The organism is Mycobacterium colombiense (assembly GCF_001672755.1).
Taxonomy (GTDB): Bacteria; Actinomycetota; Actinomycetes; order Mycobacteriales; family Mycobacteriaceae; genus Mycobacterium; species Mycobacterium colombiense_C.
Genome location: NZ_LZKI01000034.1, coordinates 143,063 through 160,839 on the forward strand (window position 1 = coordinate 143,063; position 17,777 = coordinate 160,839).

The 17,777-nt window shown below is 68.5% G+C and carries 19 protein-coding genes, 1 tRNA gene and 1 other RNA gene; 10 read left to right on the top strand and 11 right to left on the bottom strand.

Annotated features, from left to right (window positions below):
- Positions 1–24: 24 nt before the first annotated feature.
- The 3 genes from A5708_RS04960 to A5708_RS04970 all read left to right on the top strand — a co-directional run bounded on the left by A5708_RS04960 (position 25) and on the right by A5708_RS04970 (position 2,686).
- On the top strand, positions 25–729 hold the full coding sequence (locus A5708_RS04960) for an SDR family NAD(P)-dependent oxidoreductase (RefSeq protein WP_065027550.1): 705 nt from the start codon (positions 25–27) through the stop codon (positions 727–729).
- Between the two features lie 31 nt (positions 730–760).
- Positions 761–2,215, top strand: coding sequence for an aldehyde dehydrogenase (locus tag A5708_RS04965; RefSeq protein WP_065027551.1), 1,455 nt, complete (start codon positions 761–763; stop codon positions 2,213–2,215).
- An 81-nt stretch (positions 2,216–2,296) separates the two neighbouring features.
- Positions 2,297–2,686, top strand: a complete 390-nt coding sequence (locus A5708_RS04970) for a PPOX class F420-dependent oxidoreductase (protein WP_065027552.1) — start codon at positions 2,297–2,299, stop codon at positions 2,684–2,686.
- A gap of 12 nt (positions 2,687–2,698) precedes the next feature.
- Here A5708_RS04970 and A5708_RS04975 read toward each other — a convergent pair whose 3' ends face one another.
- From A5708_RS04975 to A5708_RS04985, 3 genes are read right to left on the bottom strand one after another with little or no spacing between them, the layout of a single operon-like run.
- Positions 2,699–3,685: an NAD-dependent epimerase/dehydratase family protein gene (locus tag A5708_RS04975; RefSeq protein ID WP_065027553.1), complete on the bottom strand. Its 987-nt coding sequence runs from the start codon at positions 3,683–3,685 to the stop codon at positions 2,699–2,701.
- A gap of 27 nt (positions 3,686–3,712) precedes the next feature.
- On the bottom strand, positions 3,713–4,432 hold the full coding sequence (locus A5708_RS04980; protein ID WP_065027554.1) for a cutinase family protein: 720 nt from the start codon (positions 4,430–4,432) through the stop codon (positions 3,713–3,715).
- A complete protein-coding gene (locus A5708_RS04985; protein ID WP_065027555.1) occupies positions 4,432–4,605 on the bottom strand; it encodes a CsbD family protein in 174 nt (57 codons plus the stop codon). The genes A5708_RS04980 and A5708_RS04985 overlap by 1 nt, the downstream gene beginning before the upstream one ends.
- Before the next feature lie 58 nt (positions 4,606–4,663).
- Between A5708_RS04985 and A5708_RS04990 the strand changes: the two genes are divergently transcribed.
- Together A5708_RS04990 and A5708_RS04995 are read left to right on the top strand one after the other, a co-directional pair.
- Positions 4,664–4,822 carry a hypothetical protein gene (locus A5708_RS04990; protein WP_231117815.1) on the top strand — a complete coding sequence of 53 codons (159 nt, stop codon included), beginning with the start codon at positions 4,664–4,666 and terminating at the stop codon, positions 4,820–4,822.
- A gap of 39 nt (positions 4,823–4,861) precedes the next feature.
- Positions 4,862–6,163, top strand: coding sequence for a serine hydrolase domain-containing protein (locus A5708_RS04995; RefSeq protein ID WP_065027557.1), 1,302 nt, complete (start codon positions 4,862–4,864; stop codon positions 6,161–6,163).
- Between the two features lie 9 nt (positions 6,164–6,172).
- Here the strand turns inward: A5708_RS04995 and A5708_RS05000 are convergent, their stop codons facing one another.
- Genes A5708_RS05000 through A5708_RS05010 form a run of 3 tightly spaced genes read right to left on the bottom strand, consistent with a single transcriptional unit; the run spans position 6,173 to position 9,734 of the window.
- Entirely contained in the window at positions 6,173–7,231 is a 1,059-nt protein-coding gene (locus tag A5708_RS05000; protein WP_065027558.1) for a dihydrodipicolinate reductase, read from the bottom strand.
- 38 nt (positions 7,232–7,269) lie between these two features.
- The gene (locus A5708_RS05005) at positions 7,270–8,409 is read right to left on the bottom strand and encodes a hypothetical protein (protein WP_065027559.1); all 1,140 of its coding nucleotides are present in this window, start codon (positions 8,407–8,409) and stop codon (positions 7,270–7,272) included.
- Entirely contained in the window at positions 8,406–9,734 is a 1,329-nt protein-coding gene (locus A5708_RS05010) for a hypothetical protein (RefSeq protein WP_065027560.1), read from the bottom strand. The genes A5708_RS05005 and A5708_RS05010 overlap by 4 nt, the downstream gene beginning before the upstream one ends.
- An 83-nt stretch (positions 9,735–9,817) precedes the next feature.
- Between A5708_RS05010 and A5708_RS05015 the strand changes: the two genes are divergently transcribed.
- Entirely contained in the window at positions 9,818–10,117 is a 300-nt protein-coding gene (locus A5708_RS05015) for a hypothetical protein (protein WP_155765896.1), read from the top strand.
- 3 nt (positions 10,118–10,120) lie between these two features.
- On the opposite strand, the gene A5708_RS05020 is transcribed toward A5708_RS05015, so the two are convergent.
- The 3 genes from A5708_RS05020 to A5708_RS05030 all read right to left on the bottom strand — a co-directional run bounded on the left by A5708_RS05020 (position 10,121) and on the right by A5708_RS05030 (position 13,759).
- Positions 10,121–11,497 carry a CHAT domain-containing protein gene (locus A5708_RS05020; RefSeq protein ID WP_065027579.1) on the bottom strand — a complete coding sequence of 459 codons (1,377 nt, stop codon included), beginning with the start codon at positions 11,495–11,497 and terminating at the stop codon, positions 10,121–10,123.
- On the bottom strand, positions 11,494–13,203 hold the full coding sequence (locus tag A5708_RS05025) for a hypothetical protein (protein ID WP_065027562.1): 1,710 nt from the start codon (positions 13,201–13,203) through the stop codon (positions 11,494–11,496). Before A5708_RS05025 ends, A5708_RS05020 begins: the two co-directional genes overlap by 4 nt.
- Before the next feature lie 97 nt (positions 13,204–13,300).
- Positions 13,301–13,759, bottom strand: a complete 459-nt coding sequence (locus A5708_RS05030) for a lipoprotein LpqH (RefSeq protein ID WP_196772534.1) — start codon at positions 13,757–13,759, stop codon at positions 13,301–13,303.
- A 177-nt stretch (positions 13,760–13,936) separates the two neighbouring features.
- On the opposite strand from A5708_RS05030, the gene A5708_RS05035 reads away from it, so the two are divergent.
- Together A5708_RS05035 and A5708_RS05040 are read left to right on the top strand one after the other, a co-directional pair.
- Positions 13,937–14,317, top strand: a complete 381-nt coding sequence (locus A5708_RS05035) for a hypothetical protein (protein ID WP_065027564.1) — start codon at positions 13,937–13,939, stop codon at positions 14,315–14,317.
- A 14-nt stretch (positions 14,318–14,331) separates the two neighbouring features.
- Positions 14,332–15,072: an enoyl-CoA hydratase/isomerase family protein gene (locus A5708_RS05040; protein ID WP_231117811.1), complete on the top strand. Its 741-nt coding sequence runs from the start codon at positions 14,332–14,334 to the stop codon at positions 15,070–15,072.
- On the opposite strand, the gene A5708_RS05045 is transcribed toward A5708_RS05040, so the two are convergent.
- Positions 15,073–15,894: a hypothetical protein gene (locus tag A5708_RS05045; protein WP_065027566.1), complete on the bottom strand. Its 822-nt coding sequence runs from the start codon at positions 15,892–15,894 to the stop codon at positions 15,073–15,075.
- 89 nt (positions 15,895–15,983) lie between these two features.
- Positions 15,984–16,072 (bottom strand) — tRNA-Ser (locus A5708_RS05050).
- Between the two features lie 76 nt (positions 16,073–16,148).
- Here A5708_RS05050 and ffs point away from each other — a divergent pair.
- Both ffs and A5708_RS05060 read left to right on the top strand, forming a co-directional pair.
- Positions 16,149–16,245, top strand: an RNA gene (gene ffs / locus A5708_RS05055) — signal recognition particle sRNA small type.
- 85 nt (positions 16,246–16,330) lie between these two features.
- A complete protein-coding gene (locus A5708_RS05060; RefSeq protein ID WP_196772532.1) occupies positions 16,331–17,614 on the top strand; it encodes an aminotransferase class I/II-fold pyridoxal phosphate-dependent enzyme in 1,284 nt (427 codons plus the stop codon).
- Positions 17,615–17,777: the final 163 nt, after the last annotated feature.

The window sequence follows — 17,777 nt, forward strand, 5'->3', positions numbered from 1 at the left end:
CAGGAAAGTCGAGGTGTTGCGCGCGTGAAGACGGCGGTCGTTACCGGCGGCGCTTCGGGGATCGGCCGTGCCGTTGCCGAGCGATTGCGCAGCGACGGATTCCGGGTGGCGGTCCTCGACCTGACTCCCACCGACGACGAGTTCGGTTATGGCGCCGACGTCACCGACCGCGCACAGGTCGATACCGCGATAGCGGAGATCCGCGCGGCGTTCGGCCCGATTCTGGTGCTGGTCAATGCCGCAGGCGTGGAGGGGTTCGGAAAGTTCTCGAACATGTCCTTCGAGGAATGGTCCAAGGTCATCGACGTGAACCTGCACGGCGTCTTCCACACCGTTCAGGCCGTGCTGCCCGACATGGCCGGGGCCGGGTGGGGTCGCATCGTCAACATCTCGTCGTCCAGCACCCACTCCGGGCAGCCGTTCATGGCCCACTACGTCGCCGCGAAGTCCGCGGTGAACGGCCTGACCAAGTCGCTGGCCCTCGAATACGGCCCGGCCGGCATCACCGTCAACGCGGTTCCGCCGGGCTTCGTCGACACCCCGATGCTGCGCAGCGCCGAGCGGCGGCACCTGCTCGGTGGCACCGTGGAGGATCACATCGCGCGCACCCCGGTGCGTCGCGTCGGCAAGCCCGAGGACATCGCCGCGGCATGCGCCTTCTTCGTCTCCGAGGAAGCCGGTTATATCACCGGCCAGATACTCGGGGTCAACGGCGGCCGCAACACCTGATCGCTGAACACGCAGAGCCCCAAGGAGATTGATGTACGAGCGGGACCAACTCTTCATCGATGGGGAATGGACGGCGCCGGCCTCTGGACACGACGCCGTCATCTCGGTGGTGTCGCCGCACAGCGAGGCGGTGATCGGCCACGCGGTCGCCGCGGGACCGGAGGATGTCAATCGCGCCGTCGACGCGGCGCGCAGGGCGTTCGACACCGGGCCGTGGCCGCGCATGCAGCCGGCGGAGCGGATCGAGGCGCTCACCCGGCTGGCCGGCATCTATAAGGAGCGGCGGGCCGACATGGCGGCGCTGATCTCGGCCGAGATCGGCGCGCCCATCACCTTCGCGAAGATGGCGCAGGTTCGCCTGCCGCTGACCATGATCTCGGCGTTCTGCGGCATGGCCGCGAATTACCAGTGGCGACAGGATCGTCCGGGCCTGTACGGCAACGACATTCGAATCGTCAAGCAACCCGTTGGCGTGGTGGCCGCGGTGGTGCCGTGGAACATGCCGCAGTTCCTCACCATGTGCAAGATCGTGCCGGCGCTGTTGGCCGGCTGCGCGGTGGTGCTCAAGCCCGCACCCGAATCCGTGCTCGATGCGCAGCTGCTTGCCGAACTCGTTGCGGCAGCCGGCTTTCCGCCCGGCGTGTTGAACGTGGTGCCCGGTGGCCGCGATGTCGGTGAACTGCTGGTGGGCCACGCGGGCGTGGACAAGGTCTCGTTCACCGGGTCCACCGCCGCCGGGCGGCAGGTCGCGCTGGCGTGCGCCCAGGGGCTGACCCAGGTGAGCCTGGAACTGGGCGGCAAGTCGGCCGCCGTGGTGCTCGACGACGCCGATCCCGCCGCGACCGCCACTGCGATTCAGATGGCCAGCCTCGCCAACAGCGGTCAGGTATGCAATGCGCTGAGCCGGATCCTGGTGCCGGAGGCCCGCAAGGGCGAGTTCGTCGACGCTCTGGCGGCGGGCATGCAGTCGATGACGGTGGGTGACCCGGCCGACCCCGATACCCAGATCGGGCCGCTGGTGGCGCAGCGCCAGCAGGAGCGGGTCCGGGGCTACATCGAATCAGGCAGAAGCGAGGGCGCGCGCCTGGTCGCCGGCGGCAGCGAGATGCCCGACGGCCTCGAAACCGGTTGGTACGTAAGGCCGACGCTGTTCAGCGACGCCACCAATGACATGCGGATCGCCCGCGAGGAGATCTTCGGCCCGGTGCTGACAGTCGTGTCCTACCGGGACGAGGACGAGGCCGTTCGGATCGCCAACGACTCCGAATACGGGCTGGCGGGATCGGTGTTCACCGCCGACGTCGAGCGCGGTTACGGCGTGGCGGCCAGGGTGCGGTCGGGCACCTTCGGCGTCAACGAGGGCTACATCATGGATCCGGCGGCACCGTTCGGCGGCGTCAAGAACAGCGGGTACGGCCGCGAACTCGGCACCGAGGGCATCGACAGCTACACAGTCAGCCAATCCATTTCTACCGCGGCTTCGTGACCTGCAGGGTTGCCACCCCGTTTAAGTTTCTTAACTATCGGGGATAGAGATGGGGCAATCCCCCATAGGTAAGGAACACGCGTGGCCCCCAGTTTCAAGGACGTTATCCAATCCAAGTACTTGTTGTTGACGACATTCACCAAGGATGGCCGTCCGAAACCGACACCGATCTGGGGCGTGCCCGACGGCGACGACACGCTGTTGGTGATCACCGATGACGGATCGTGGAAAACCAAGCGCATCAACAACACTCCCAGGGTGACGATCGCCAAGAGCGCGGCGCTGGGCAAGCCCAAGAGCGAAGCGGTCGAAGCGAAAGCCCGGGTGCTTCCGAAGTCCGAGACGCGACGCGTCTACAACGCCGTCCTCAAGCGGTACTGGTATCACGCGCCGTGGTTCTATGTGCACTCGATCGTCCGCGGCGGCATCGACAAGGTGCACGTCGGCCTGGAGATCAAGCCCGCCGGCTGAGACACCCCACGGTCAGCCGCCTGCGGCGCGAATGGCCTCGAAGGTGTCCGCCACAGTGTCTTTGGGGTCCCGATAGGTGATGCCGAGGTCTCGTTCGCTCGGGGAATCGTCGGACGCCGGCATCTGCGTGTAGTACTGCATGCCCGCCCAGGTGAACGGCGTCTCGAAGGGCAGGAAACGGTTGGCCCGATCCAGCACCGCGCCCGCAACCCGCAGCGCCGTGTCCGGGATCGGGACGGCGAGCATCGGCGTCCCGGCGACCTCCCCGAGCAGGTTGGCGAGGTCGGCCGCGGGCACCCGGTGACCGCCGGCGGTGTAGCGGCGCGGTCCGCGTCCGGGCTCGAGCAGTGCCGCGTGCAAAGCGGCCAGGTCGCGGACGTCGACGATGAGCCATGCCGCGCTGCGACCCGGGATCGCATGCATCTGCAGGGCCGCCCGCACCCCCTCGCCGGCCTCACCGAACTGGTCGCCGACCGGCGGGCCCAGCACCATGCCGGGATAGCTGATGTTGACCGGCGCCCCCGCATCCTGCAGGCCCCGGGCATAGATCTCGACCTGCGCCTTGGACGTTCCGTATCCGTCCGCGCCGCCCACCACCGGCAGGTCCGCCGTCAGCGTCTGCAGGTCCGGATGGAACAGCGCGGTGAAGCTGGACACGTGGACGATGGGATCCAGGCCCAGTTCGACGGATTGACCTAGAACGTTCTGGGCGCCCTGCATGTTCGTGGCGAGCATTTCGGGTGTCTGGCGCGGGTCGGTGGCGACCAGCGCGGCGCTGTGCACCACGGCGTCGCATCCCTGCAACGCCTCGCGCACCGCGACGCGGTCGACGATGTCCGCGACGGAGAAGTCCGAAACGTCGACGCCCAGCTTGGCGACGGTGGTCTGCAGCTTGTCGGGGTTGCGGACGAGAAACCTGACGGAGTGCCCAGCGTCGGAAATAGCCTTGGCGGTCCACCCGCCGACAAACCCCGTACCGCCCGTGATCAGAACCCGCATCGGCTCATTCTGCAAGACGGCAAAAACCTACAGGTGGCTGGAGGCGAAGTTGGCAGCTTGGTTTGTCATGCCGTTAACCGGATAGGACGTGTGCGCGGCGAAATCGGTGTTGTCGCCGTTGCCGCAGATCGGATCGCCCTGCGCGCACAACTCGAGCGTCTTGGGCTGATACAGCGGTCCGATGGTCAGCGGGGGCGCGTTGTACTTCTGCAGGAACTGACCCGACGGCGTCCCGAACAGCGTCACGGCGGCCACGTGCTTGGCGATGTCCGGCGGCATCGGCGGGGGCACCACGGATGCCGGGACACCCGGGGGCACGGCGGCCGACGTGGTGTAGCCCGCTACCGCCGCGCCCTGCGAGTAGCCGCCGAGCACCTCTTTGGTGTTGGGGCAGTTCGCCGCCATCGACTCGATGTGCGAACTGGCGTCCCGGATTCCGTCGATGACGGTCACGGGAAAGTCGGGGCTCGAAAAGTCGGTGCTGGCAGGGTAATTGACCGGATAGACGGTCAGTGACCTGCCGCCGATCTGCGAGCGCAACGAGTCGATGAATGGCTGACCGATCCCACCGACGCCGGGCGGCTCGCCTGATCCGCGGGCGAAGACGACCTCGACGTCGGGGCACGGCTCGGCGGCCGCGGGCGGAACGGGTGCGCTCGGCACGAACGAACCGACCACCGCCGCAGCCGACAGCGCGGACACCGTCAGCCCGCGCGCCGACACGACGGCCAATGTGCGAATGTTCATTACTTCTTGAAAGCGTCCTTCACCTTCTCGCCGGCGTCTTTCAACGCCGACTTCGCCTGGTCGGCTCGGCCCTCATCCCTGGTCTCGGGGTCGCCGGTGGTCTTGCCGATGGCTTCCTTGGCCCGGCCGCCCAGGTCCTCGATCTTGTTTTTCACCTTGTCTTCGTTACTCATGGCGGCTGGCTACCCCTCAACTGGAGTTATCGAAACCCCGCCCTGTCATCATGGACGCGTGAGCACCGCAATCGTGGTGGCAGTAGTGGTGGTGTTGATGCTGCTCGGCATCGGCATGGTGGTCAATCAGCTACTGCGGCTGAGGCGCTATTTGAGGGACTCACCCACCGAACAACCGCGCGGTGCGGATCCGGAGCCACCCGAGCATTTCGGCTGATAGCTTCAAGTTCGTGAACGCTCGAGGCGTCCCGACGCTGTGACGCCGTCGACTCTGCTGGTCACCGACGCTGGCTTGCCGCGCGGTGTATCCGGTGCTGCCGACCCGCGTTTCGCGAGCGCCGTCGGGGTGTTCTCCCAGCTGTTTCCCGGGCGCCGGTTCGGCGGGGGAGCGCTGAGCGTCTACGTCGACGGGGTGGCCGTCGTGGACGTCTGGACCGGGTGGTCGGACCGGGCCGGCACGCAGCGCTGGACCGCGGACACCGGCGCCATGGTGTTCTCGGCGACCAAGGGCGTCGCCTCGACCGTGATCCACCGGCTCGCCGACCGCGGCCTGCTGTCCTACGACGCGCCCGTGGCCGAATACTGGCCCGAGTTCGCCGCCAACGGGAAGGCCGAGATCACGGTCCGCGACGTCCTGCGGCACCGTTCCGGGTTGTCACACCTGCGGGGCGTCACCAAGACGGAGTTGATGGATCACCTGCTCATGGAGGAGCGCCTGGCGGCGGCGCCGGTCGATCACCTGCGCGGCGTGCAGGCCTACCACGCGCTCACCTACGGATGGCTGCTCTCCGGTCTGGCCAGGGCGGTGACCGGCAAAGGCATGCGCGAGCTGATCCGCCAAGAGGTGGCCCGTCCGCTCAACACCGACGGGCTGCATCTGGGCCGCCCACCGGAAGGCTCGCCGACCACGGCGGCCCAAATCCTGATACCGCAGGGCAGGCTGCGCGCACCGGTGTTCAACTTCATCGCACCGCGGGTGGCCGGTCTGCCGTTCTCCGGTGCGCTGGGCGCGATGTACTTCCCCGGCGTCGTCTCCCTGATCAAGGGTGACACCCCGTTTCTGGACGGCGAGATCCCCGCCGCCAACGGCGTGGTGACCGCCAGGGCGCTGGCCAAGATGTTCGGCGTGCTGGCCAACGACGGCCGCATCGACGGAAGGAAGTTCGTGTCCGAGGACCTGGCGCAGGGGCTGGCCGGGCAGGCGCGCCGCAAGTGGCCCGACGCGAACATGGTGGTGCCCATGCCTTTTCACCTGGGGTACCACGAGTCGCCGGTTCCCGGTTTGCTGCGCGGCTTCGGTCACGTCGGGCTGGGCGGAACCCTCGGCTGGGCCGACCCCGAGACTGGCAGCTCCTTCGGCTTCGTCCACAACCGGCTGCTGACCCCGCTGCTGTTCGACATGGGATCCTTTGCGGGCCTTGCCCGTCCGCTGCGGAATGCCATCGACGCGGTCCGCGACCAGGGCCCGATCGCGGTGCCGGCGCTGGGCGCCCGCTACGCCAAACCCGCTCGGCGACGGGCGAATGTCCCGGACACCGCGGCGTCGGGCGAGGGCTGAGCGTCCCGGCTACCCGACAAACGCGTTGCCGCGCGGCAGCGTCAGCGGAAGATCGGCGTATGTGGCGATGCCCGGCGCCGCGGCGACGACCGCGGCTATCCCGTTGATGGCGGGCACCGCCGTCATGATGTGACCGAGGTCCATGAATTCCTCGAGCGTGGTGGCCTCGAAGTACGGCGGCGGCAGGAAGCCGACCTTGGTGGTGACCGTCGGCTGCCCGTCGACCTGGATGACCCAGCCGTCCTGCTCGATCTGCCAATCGGGTTCGAGCGTCTGCCCCTTTTTCCACCGGACGTTGAGGTCGATCAAAACTTTGCCGTTGACGATGCCCTGCCAGCTGATGTAGGTGCCCGCGACGTGCCCCGCCGGGATGGTCCAGGACGCCATCACGAGATCCTCGGTGGTCTGGGCGAACTCGGCGACGCACTTCACCTCGTCGAGCTCTATCCCCAGCGCGTCGCCCACCAGTCGGACGGCCTCGCCGAAAATGGCCGTGCCCTTCGCGGCCATCGCCGGCAGGTCGGGGTGGTCGATCGGCTGGCCGAAGCCGACCGGCTTCTCGGTCTCCGGGGAGTCGTAGAACGTGGTGTCGGCGGCCTCGTTGACGGTGACCTTGTCGATCCGGTTGCACACCATCGCCGAAACGATGGCCAGCAGTTCGGCGAAGCCCGGACTGACGCCGGACCCGAAGATCGTGGAGCCGCCCTTCTCGCAGGCCTCCAAGATGCGGTCGCGGCCCTCGCCCAGGTTGTGTCCGGTGATGAACGACGCGGTGGTCACCACGTTGACGCCTGCGGACAGGATGCGGACCAGTTCGTCGACGTTGATCCACATCGGGTTGTAGACCACGCAGTCCGGCTTCAGCGCCAGCAGCTCGTCGATGTCGTTGGTGGCCTTGACGCCGAGCGGCGGGAGCCCGACGAGTTCGCCGGCGTCGCGCCCGGCCTTCTCCGGCGACCAGGCGTAGCAGCCCACCAATTCCAGGGTGGGGTTGGTGACGATCGATTTCAGTGAGCTCTTGCCGACGTTTCCGGTGTTCCACTGAACGACGCGATAGGTGTTTGGCACTCGCTCAGCATAGGTAATGACCGGGGTTCTTAGTAGGCCTAATAGGCAGATTCTGAGGCCAATATTTCGGCGAGGAACGCGTCCCGCGGCGGCAGGTCCAGCCGCGCCCGCGCCCACCCCCGCACGCGTTCCCGGGTCTCGACGGATTCGGGTGTTTCAGCGCCCACAACCACCGACGTCGCCGACCAGTCGTGGCCCCACGCCGCGGACTCGGTGAGGGTGCGGCCCCGGCCGTCCTGGAGAGGGAGCGTCGCGCGCCCTGCCGCGTCCAGGGTGCCGGTGCCGTCGATGGCCGCGGACCGCAGCCGCACCGCGATGCCGGTAGGCGGGTCAGGGCCGAGGACGGCCGCCTGCACCACCGCGACGACCGTCGCCCCGCCCGCCTCGATGCTCCAACCGACGGTGTTCTCGCCGGCATCGAAGATCGCCGGCGGAACCCCGCTCCAGGCGATGGACCCGACGCCCCGGGCTATCGCGCCCCCACCGCGCGGACCCGCGTCCGCGCCGGCGGCCAGCGCGTAGTCGTCGCGGCGATCGCTCGGCAACATCAGGATCAAATTCGAATCATCAACGGCCGCAATCAGTTCAGACCACCCTTCGCTGTCCGTGCCGATCTCGTCGGCGAGGCCGGCGCCCGCCCGGACCAGGTCGACAACCCGCGAATCATCGCTGCGGACATGGTTTATCAGCGCGCCGGCGTGGGGCTGCAGCAGCTGCGCCACATCGGAATCCAGCGTGTCGTCGGGGAAGAAGCTCTGCGCCCCGGCGGTCAGCAGCGCGATTTCGACGTCGAGCAGCGCACGGTCCAGGCCGGCGAGACCGTCCTGCCTGCTGGCCGGCCACCACCGTCGCAGCCAGTGCCCGGTGGCCAGCCTGCGCAGCGGGGCGACCGAGCCGGGCACCAGTTCGACGCCGGTGAGCTCGATGCTGTGCGGCCGGCCCGCCGCGCCGTCCACGGCGGACACCACCGCGACATGTCCGGACTCGCCGAGCATCCGCCACAGCCAGTCCGCGCGCGACACATCGGTGAACGTGATGTGCGGCGCCGCATCGTCGGGATCGTCCAGCGTCCAGGACAGCACCGCGCCGCTGACTTCCAGCACCGCGACCAGCGGCGCCGCGGACGCGGTCTCGACGGGGCCGGTGCTCCAAAGTCCGGAATCGGCAACCAGTCTCATCCGGCCACCTGCAATTCGAGCATCGCCTTGATCCGCTGCCGGTGGTCGAGGCTCACCGACCGCGCCACCCCGTCGAGCAGCGCGCGCACGTCGTCGACGTCGGCACAGGGTTCCTGCCAGACGTCGCGCCCGTGCAGCCGGGCCCACAGCCGGCTCAGGTAGGGCTGCGCGTAGGCGGCCAGGTCGTCGACCACCTGCCGTTGGCGAGGATGAATCGGGCCGTTTTCGGCCAGATAGCGCCGGGCGTGCAGCACGTAGGCTTCCTTGCGTAGCCGCGCCTGGATCTGGGTGGCCAAGTCGTAGCTGCAGGAGGCGGACGGGTCCAGCGGAGCAAGCTGGACCGCGACCTCGATGCCTGCCACCAGTGTGGCCTGTTTGTCTTCGGCCAACAGCCCCCATGGCGCGCAGGCCCGGTCGACTTCTTCCTCGCAGAGCAAAGCGATTTCGGGCAACGCGTCGCGATCCAGGGCACGGCGCAAGGTGGCGCGCACCCGGTCCACCACGCTGCGATCCAGCGGCCGGTGACCGTCCACGCTCTGTGAAATCGCCGGGGGGCGTTGCGGCGCAATAGAACTCAAACCCAACTCGACGAGCGACCATGGCAGTCGGGTGGTGTCGGTGCGGGCCAGCGCGCCCAGGTGGTGCGGGGTGGGGTCGGCGATCATCGCCGTCCAGACCCGCTGGCGGGCCGCGGCGGCAGCGTGACTGCCGGCCGCGCCCAAGACGGTGGTCAGCTCGGCCCGGAACGGATCGATGGCGGCCTCGCCCGCCCGCACGTCGCGCCAACTGCGCTTCAGTTGCTCGGCGAGAGCGGCAACGACATCGGGGTCCGCGACATAGCGATGCAGGACCTCTATCGCGGTGCGGTCGCGATCCCGGTGGATCTCGCCCAGGACCGCCGATGCCGTCTCGTAATCCTGCGGCGTCGGTGGACCTTTCGTGACGGCGAGTTCGAAGCACAACGGAAAGTACAGTTCCTGCGCGTTCCCGGTGCGAATCCGCTGCCGGCGGCGCTCCAGCTTGAGGGCCTCGAACCAGGCTGCGGCCGAGCGCAATTCGGAACCACTACCGACGATGAGGTCGTGCATCTCCGCGGCCGTCGCGGGTGTCACGACAGGGGCCGAATACGCGGGGTTGGACCGCAGGCGCAGCACCAACGGGTCGACGATGCGCTTGACGGTGCGGCTCAGCGGGCCGCCATCGTCACCGCTGAGCACCTCCACACCCGGACCGATGGCCCGCCACGCCGCCTCGATCACCAGCCGCCGCGGATGGCCCGACGCCTCGGCTTCCACGGCGGTCGCCACCTGCGGGTCGGCGCTCATCTGCACAGAATAGGGCCATCGCAAAGTTTGCGGCAGCCATAAAGTTGGGTTCGGTAGCCGGGGTGCGGCCCGACGCTGAGCGCATGAACAAGCTGTTGCTGCTGGCCGACTGGCTCAGATCCCGCCGCCGCCGGGACGCCGGGAACCGCACCGTCGGGGTCGGCACCGTGCGCAAGGTCAAACGTCAGGTCTTCATCGAGGTGGTGGCCGTCTCGGGGGAGACGTTCATCGGCAAGCTGGCGCGATGCGACGGTGGTCTGGACCTGTCCGTGCTGCGGCCGGGCCTGGTCGTGCTGGTGGCCTTCGATCCGACCGCCCGCGAAGAGCTTTCGTTACCCGACGATGTGCTGGCCGTGCACGCGGCCTGGGTGGCGTCGCTGTGAGCGCTAGCGTTCGCCGTCCACGGTGAACGTGACCAGGGCGGCCCAATACAGTGGGCTGGCGCTGAGATCCCCGTCGCGCCAACGCCGCATCTGTTCACGCTGCCAACGGTTTACCGCGCATCCGGCTTCCCGCGCGGCGTCGTGCGCGCCGTCGACAGCGGCCACCAGCGCGGCCATCGGATCCGCCGGCTCCGGGCCGGGCGATGCGGCGAATTGCCGATACGCCGCCGTCGTCGGCAGCGACCACAAGGTGGCGGTCACCAGTTGCGCGCCGTTCAGAATCATCGCCGCCACCAAGCCGGTTGCCTCGTCGAATTGATAGTCACCGCCCGATCCGCACGCCAGCAGCGCAACACGGGGCGGCATCGGCAACCGGAGGGCGATCAGGTCCGAAGCGGTCAATGGGCGGTGATCGCCGATCGCATTGGCATCCCCAGGGATGTCTGCGGTGTCGGCCAGGTGCAGGGCCGCCCGGTCCGCCCGAGTTCCCTGGTCGTGTTGGTCGTCCGCGGAACTCGCGTGGCCGACGTAGAACAGCCGGCACGGGGCTTGCGCCAGCAGCTCGCCCAGCCACGCACGGTCGGCGTCGTGCCGGCGGAACAGGTCGAGCACGGTGTCGGCGTGCGGCAGGACGGGTCGCCGTTCGATGAGGCCGGTGAAATGCCGTGCCACGGGGGTGTACGGCGAGGGCCTGCCCAGCACCGATCCGAGCGCGGAGTCCGGTCGCTGTCCCGGAACGCGGGGATCGAGAACAAGCAGCGGTGGCCCTTCTCGCCGGGCGTCCCACCCGGCGGGGGATCGGGGCGAGTGCACGATGTTGGGCGGCACCGCCATCAGCACATCGACGAGCTCGATCAGTCGATGGCCGTCGGTGAGCTCGTCGATATCGGCTAGCTGCCAGGGGATTTGGGCCGCGGCGCGGCCGCTGGCGGTAATCGCGTCCTGGCGCGCACGCACCAGTTCCTCTTTGCCGGGGCCCGACTTCGGGATCGCCAGCTGCCCCCAGGGCACCCGGGCCAGCCGTGCGCTCGGCGAGACGAACAGCACCGCCCGCGGCGAGGCCACGCATTCGGCCAACAGCTGCCACCCGGGCGTACCGATCAGCAGCACACCGAGGATGTAGGCGACCGTGAGTTCGGTGTCCGGCTTGGCGAATGGTCCCGTGCGCAGGGCGCGCTCGATGGCGTCACGCCGCGTTTCGGTGCCGTGCGGCTCGGGCAGGGCGGCGGTGAGCTCCTGCAGCGCGGCCAGCAGCAGCGGCTCTTCCAGCACCCACGTGACGGTTCTCGACGGCTGCCCGACGATCCGCAGGCTGGCGTAGGTCGCAATCCCGAGGTCGGCGTACCGCAGCACCAGCGTCAGCCGGTCGGGCTCGCTCATGGCCACGTCGACCAGGCAGGCTCGGCCGAGGTGACATCGCGCCCGTAGCGCTGCAAAGCCAGCGCACGATAGTGACTCAGGATCGGCGCCGCCCCGGGCTGCATCTGCAACGGCGGCAACGGCCCCAGCCTGGTCAGCGACGCGCCGCCCGCGACGGGCGGGCCCGCGGCGGCCAGCGCGGCGGGCTCCGCGTCGGCGTCGATGGGCGCCGACGCGATGGCCGTCGAAGCCCATTCGCCGATCCGCGGTCGCTGCAGGCCCTCGAAAGTCCCTCGCGCGCTGTGGTATTCGATGAGCTCACTGATCAGCGCGGTGTTCTCCCACTCCCAGGCCACGGCGAAGGCGCCGGCCAGCATGGGCGCCGCAATGCCGGTGGCCCAGCGGGCCCTGGCGTCGGCGCCGGCGATCGAATATCGCACCGAGTCGACCGCCAGGGCGGCCGGCACCTTGAGCTCGGCTGCTTGTTCGAGCTTGGTCATTCCGCGCCAGTACTCCGGCGTGCCGACCTCGCCGCGCAGAATGCCGAGCCCCTCCGCCTGTCGCGCCTCGGTTTCTTCCAGGGTCTCGTCCGGATCACCCGAGCTGTCAAAACCGAGATCCGCCAAAGCGTCGGCGCGCCAGACTGTACCGAGATGATTATCGAGCTGGGCGTACTGCAGCCAGCTGCTGCGCGGCGATGAGTCCAGCAGCTCCCGTGCCTGCGCGATCAGCTCGACCGCGTCGGAGAAGTGGCTCCAGAAGATGGCGATCCAGCTGCGCTGCAACAGGATACGGTGCAGATGCAGTGGCTTTCCCAATTCTCGCCACTGCCGTTCGGCGTGTTCCCAGCATTCGTCGGCGGCCTCCAGGGCGCCGGCTCCCAGCCGGGTGAGTCCCATGTACAGCCAGCACCGGGCGACGTCGTGGGCCCGGTCGTGGCGTGCGATGACCGGATAGGCCTGCCCGACCAGTTCCTCGGTGCCGGCGTGGTCGTTGGCCACCCACCGCGCCGCGGCCCGCTCCAATTGTGCTCTGGCTGCGGCAAGTTCCCACCCGTTTCTTTCTGCCCGCGCTTGCGCGCGACGCAGCCACGGCTCGGCTTCCGGCAACCGCCCGGTCTCCACGCAGAACCGGCCGTACCCGGTCGCCGCGGTGACCCACACGTGGTCGTCACGCTCACCGCTGTCGCCGGCACGCTCGATGTCGTCAATAACGTTCTCCCACAGAGAGGCCGATCGGACGTGCAGGTCGTCGTCGCACAGCGCGACGGCGCACAGGACGTGCGCGTAGGTGCACAGGTACCGGTGCTCGTCGTCGAGATCGCCGGGCCCGGAGTCGTTGTCGCACAACGACGCAAGCTCGGTCGCCGAGCCTTCGTGATCACCCAGCGCCGCGGCCAATCCCGTCTGCAGAAACTGGGCGCGCCGCGAGTATCGACAGATCAGGTGCGCGATCTCGTTGCCGGACAGCCGAACCCGCTCGGCCGTCGTGCCCGAGGCGATGCCGGCGTAGATCGCCACGCAGTCCCGAATGCGCCGCACGGATTCCCGGACGCCGTCGTAAGACCCGCGCGCCAGGTAGATCTCGCCAAGCTGCGCAAGGGCTTCCAGCATCAGCTCGTCGCGGTCCATCCGCGGAATCAACGAGAGCAGCAGGTCGCGTGCCCCGGCCTCATCGGCGGCGAACGCCATACGACGCGCCTTCTCCAATTCGTCCGGGATCGACACGGCTGCATCATAAGTCCGGAGGCGGTGTCTGGTTGGCCAAACCGCGAGCGGCGGACGCGTGAGTGAGGCACGTCCGCCGCTCGAGGGCCGCAACCGATCAGCCGCAGGACACCTTGATGGTGAAGTCCTTGGTGATCATTCCCGCCATCGGGTTCTTCATGTCGGCGCCCTGCGCCTGGCCGGTGATGGTGTAGGTCGTGCCATCGACCGCGACGCTGGCCGAGCCCACCTTCGCGCCCATGTTGTCGCTGACCGCCAGGGCGTTGCCGTCGACCACGAGGGCCACCGACTGGACCTTCGGGTTGGCTTCGTCAGTCATCACGACGGCCAGCGCCTGCTGGGTGCCGCCCGTCGATCCGCTGCCGATGTCGATCTTGCCGCCGGTCCGCACACAGGTCACCGAGGCCGGGTTCACGCCGGCCAGGTCCGTACCACCCACCTTGACCTGCGCGTTGGTGCCCGTGGAGGCGCTGGGGGTGGTGCTCGACGCCGGTGCGGCCGTGTGGCCGCCGCCCGAGCATCCCACCAGGGCCACCGAGGCCGCGGCGCAGCCCAGGGTCCCAATCGCAGCTGCGAGAAGACGTTTCACTTGTGGTTCCTTCCTTCGTGCGCCGCCCCGATGGCGTCGTCCTGGCGCAAGTACAGACCGCCCCGCTTGCTACCGATCCCAAATTTCGCGGGGCCCGAGCCGGTAGGCTGCGTCGATGTCGGAGCCCGCACAGGGAGGAACACGATGCTCAGCGTGAAATGGCTGGAAAAGCCTGAGGCCCATGACTTTCCGGCGGCGGTGGACTATCTCACCATGCTCGCGGACAGGCAGACCGTGAAGAAGGTGGTCAAAAAGCTGAAGTCCGGCACCGTGACGCACAGAAAGGCCAAAGACATCCTGCGGGCGGCCCAGCTGAGCCTGCTGCCGGTGGACAACCCGCACGTCGCGGCGGACCTGACCAAGATCGAGAAAGGGCTGCCGCTGTCACCCATCCTGCTGGTGCGCGGCGACTTCCTGGCCGGGGTTCCGTTGCAGATCGCCGACGGCTACCACCGCGTCTGCGCGAGCTATCACACCGACGAGAACACGGACATTCCAGTCGTTCTCGCGGCCGTCAGCCGCTGATCAGAGGAATGATCATGATCGACATCAGCACCGCGGGAACCGTGAAGGTGCTGACTCTGTCGTCGGGTGCGGTCAACGCGCAGGATGTCGAGCTGCTCGACGAGCTGACTTCGACGGTGCGTGACCTGGCACGTTCGGACGCCGGCGCGCTGGTGGTCACCGGCGCCGACCGCGCCTTCAGCGCCGGCGTCGACCTGAACCGCGTGGTGCAGGGCGGCACGGGCTACACCGATCGGCTGGTCCCCGCGCTGTCCGCCGCGTTCGAGGCGATGTTCAGCTATCCCGGGCCAACCGTCGCCGCGATCAACGGCGCCGCCATCGCGGGCGGCTGCGTGCTCGCGTGCGCCTGCGACCGCCGCTTGATCGGCCCCGAGGCGCAGATCGGCGCGGCCGAGGTGCGCGTGGGGGTGCCGTTTCCGGTCGCCGCGCTGGAGGTCATCCGCTATGCCTGCGGGATGCACGCCGATGAGGTGCTGCTGGGCGGCCGCAATTATCGCGGCGCGGAGGCGGTGGTCCGCCGGCTGGCCCACCGCGTCGTCGCCGACGAGCTGATCGAGGCGGCCGTGGCGGAGGCGTCGGACCTGGGCAGCATCCCGGCCGACGCCTACCGGCAGACGAAGACCCAGCTGCACGCCCCGACGATGGCGCGCATCCGTGAGGGTCGAGACGTCGATGACGAGGTTCGCCGGATGTGGGGCACGGACGAGACGCTGCGACGCATCGCCGCCTACGTGGAGCGGCTGCGGCGCCGCTGACTACTCCTCGTCGGCGTTTTCCTCGACGGCCACGCCGGCCCGCGTGCGCCTACGCATCCGGTGCGATCCCTTGCCGGTCGGGCGCCGGTTGCGCAACTTGGCCTTCGCCTCGTCGCCGGCTTCCTCGACGGGCGTCGCCTCGGTCGTCGGTTCCGGTGCGGCCTCAGCTTCGGCCGTTTCCGTGGATTCGGCGGTGACTTTGTCGGGGGCCGCGGCCGGCTCGGTCTGCTCGGCCGGCTCAGTTCCTTCGGCCTCTGCCTCGGCGGTCTCCGCCTCGCCCTCGTCGGCCTCGGCGACTTCGGCGTCTTCGGTTTCGTCGGCTTCGGCCTCGGCGCCCTTCTTGCGCCGCACGCGACGCTCCTTGGGCTTCTTCGCCTTGATCGGTTTGGGCGGCGGCGGGGGCAGCTCGGCGACGAAGGAGAGGTAGAAGGCGAAAATGCCGAGCAACGCGATCGCGGCGGCGGCGCCGTAGATCCCGAACAACCACCGTCCGGCGGCGTCCAGGCTCAACCAGATCTCGCTGATCGCCGTCCCGATGATCAGCACCCCGGCCAGCACGTGGGCCACGATCGACCAGATCCTGAGGGACAGGGCCAGCTGCGGCGTCCCCAACTCGGGCTTGCGGGTGCGCAGCAGGGTGAACACCACGGGCAGGGCCGCGAGCGCGACCAGCGCACCCGTCACGATGCGCAGCGTCGTCCCCAACGTGTGCGCGGTGTCGCCCATCAGCTCGGGCCAGCGGGGCAGCACGAAGAAGAAGTAGAGGAAGCCGGCAGCGATCGAAAATGACGCGTGCCACGGGATGGCGACCTTGCGCCCCATACCCCTCCTCGTGCTGGTGATTTCACGCCAGCCTAAAGGCGGCCGACCCGAATCCATATCAATTCGTACGTGTCCGCTTGGCGGACCAATGGCGGAGGATGCGGGATTTGAACCCGCGAGGGCTGTTAACCCAACCCGCGTTCCAGGCGAGCGCCATAGGCCACTAGGCGAATCCTCCGTGGCCATGGTAACCGAGGCCCCGACGGCCCCCGCCAGTTGCTCATCGTCGACTCCGGGGCAGGTATTAGACTCGTCGCTGGACCCCGCGCGGCGTCTATCCTGTGAACTCCCCCAGGGCCGGAAGGCAGCAAGGGTCAATGGGCTCTGTCGGGTGCGCGGGGTCCCCTATATCCACGAGTGGCGACCCGCTTCGCCCGGCTCCGCCGCGCTTGCGATCGCCATTGGTTTCCCGCCTTCGACAGCGAAAGGGTCCATGGTGTCGCTGGAGTCCCTCAGCCCGGAAGAACTTGCCGGAGCACACGCCCGTCACCAGCAGGATTACGTCGATCTGCAGGCGAAGAAGCTCGCGCTGGACCTGACCCGCGGCAAACCCGCTCCCGCCCAGCTCGACCTGTCCAACCAGCTGCTGAGCCTGCCCGGGGACGACTACCGCGACAGCGAGGGCACCGACACCCGCAACTACGGCGGCCTGCACGGCCTGCCCGAACTGCGGGCCATCTTCGGGGAGCTGCTCGGCATCCCGGTGCAGAACCTGATCGCGGGCAACAACTCCAGCCTGGAACTGATGCACGACCTGGTCGCCTTCTCGATGTTGTACGGCGGCGTGGACTCGCAGCGGCCCTGGAAGGACGAACCGAGCGTCAAGTTCCTGTGCCCGGCCCCCGGCTACGACCGGCACTTCGCCATCACCGAGACGATGGGCATCGAGATGATCGGAGTCCCGATGCTGTCCGACGGGCCGGACGTCGGCCTGATCGAAGAGCTGGTCGCCGCCGACCCGGCCATCAAGGGCATGTGGACGGTGCCGGTGTTCGGCAACCCCACCGGGGTCACCTACTCCTGGGACAACGTCCTGCGGCTCGTCCAGATGCGGACCGCGGCGCCCGACTTCCGGCTGTTCTGGGACAACGCGTATGCGGTGCACACCCTGACGCACGACTTCATCCGGCAGGTCGACGTGCTCGGGCTGGCCTCCGCGGCCGGCAATCCGCATCGGCCCTACGTGTTCGCGTCCACCTCGAAGATCACCTTCGCCGGCGCCGGCGTGAGCTTCCTGGGCGGATCGCTGGGCAACATCGCCTGGTACCTGCAATATGCGGGGAAGAAGTCGATCGGACCCGACAAGATCAACCAGCTGCGGCACCTGCGCTTCTTCCGCGACGCCGACGGGGTGCGGCTGCACATGCTGAAGCACCAACAGATCCTGGCGCCGAAGTTCGCGCTGGCCGCCGAGATCCTCGATCAGCGGCTCAGCGACTCCAAGATCGCGTCGTGGACCGACCCCAAAGGCGGCTACTTCATCAGCCTCGACGTGCTGCCGGGCACGGCGAAGCGGACCGTCGCGCTGGCCAAGGACGCCGGTATCGCGGTGACCGAGGCGGGCGCGTCGTTCCCGTACCGGAAAGATCCGAGGGACACCAACATCCGGATCGCGCCGACCTTCCCGTCGCTGCCGGACCTGCGCGACGCCGTCGACGGCCTGGCCACCTGCGCGCTGCTGGCGGCGTCCGAATCGCTGCTGGCTTCCCAACGAGTTTGAGCACGCGTCGACTGTGCGCTGACGGCGGGAAATTCGGCGAAATCGCGCCCTACCCGCACACTCGAAGCCGCTGACGCACACTGGATGCCAGCGCGACGGTAGTCACCCCGCGCCGGTAGCCTGCTGACCGTGGCCCTCTACCGCAAGTACCGTCCGGCAACCT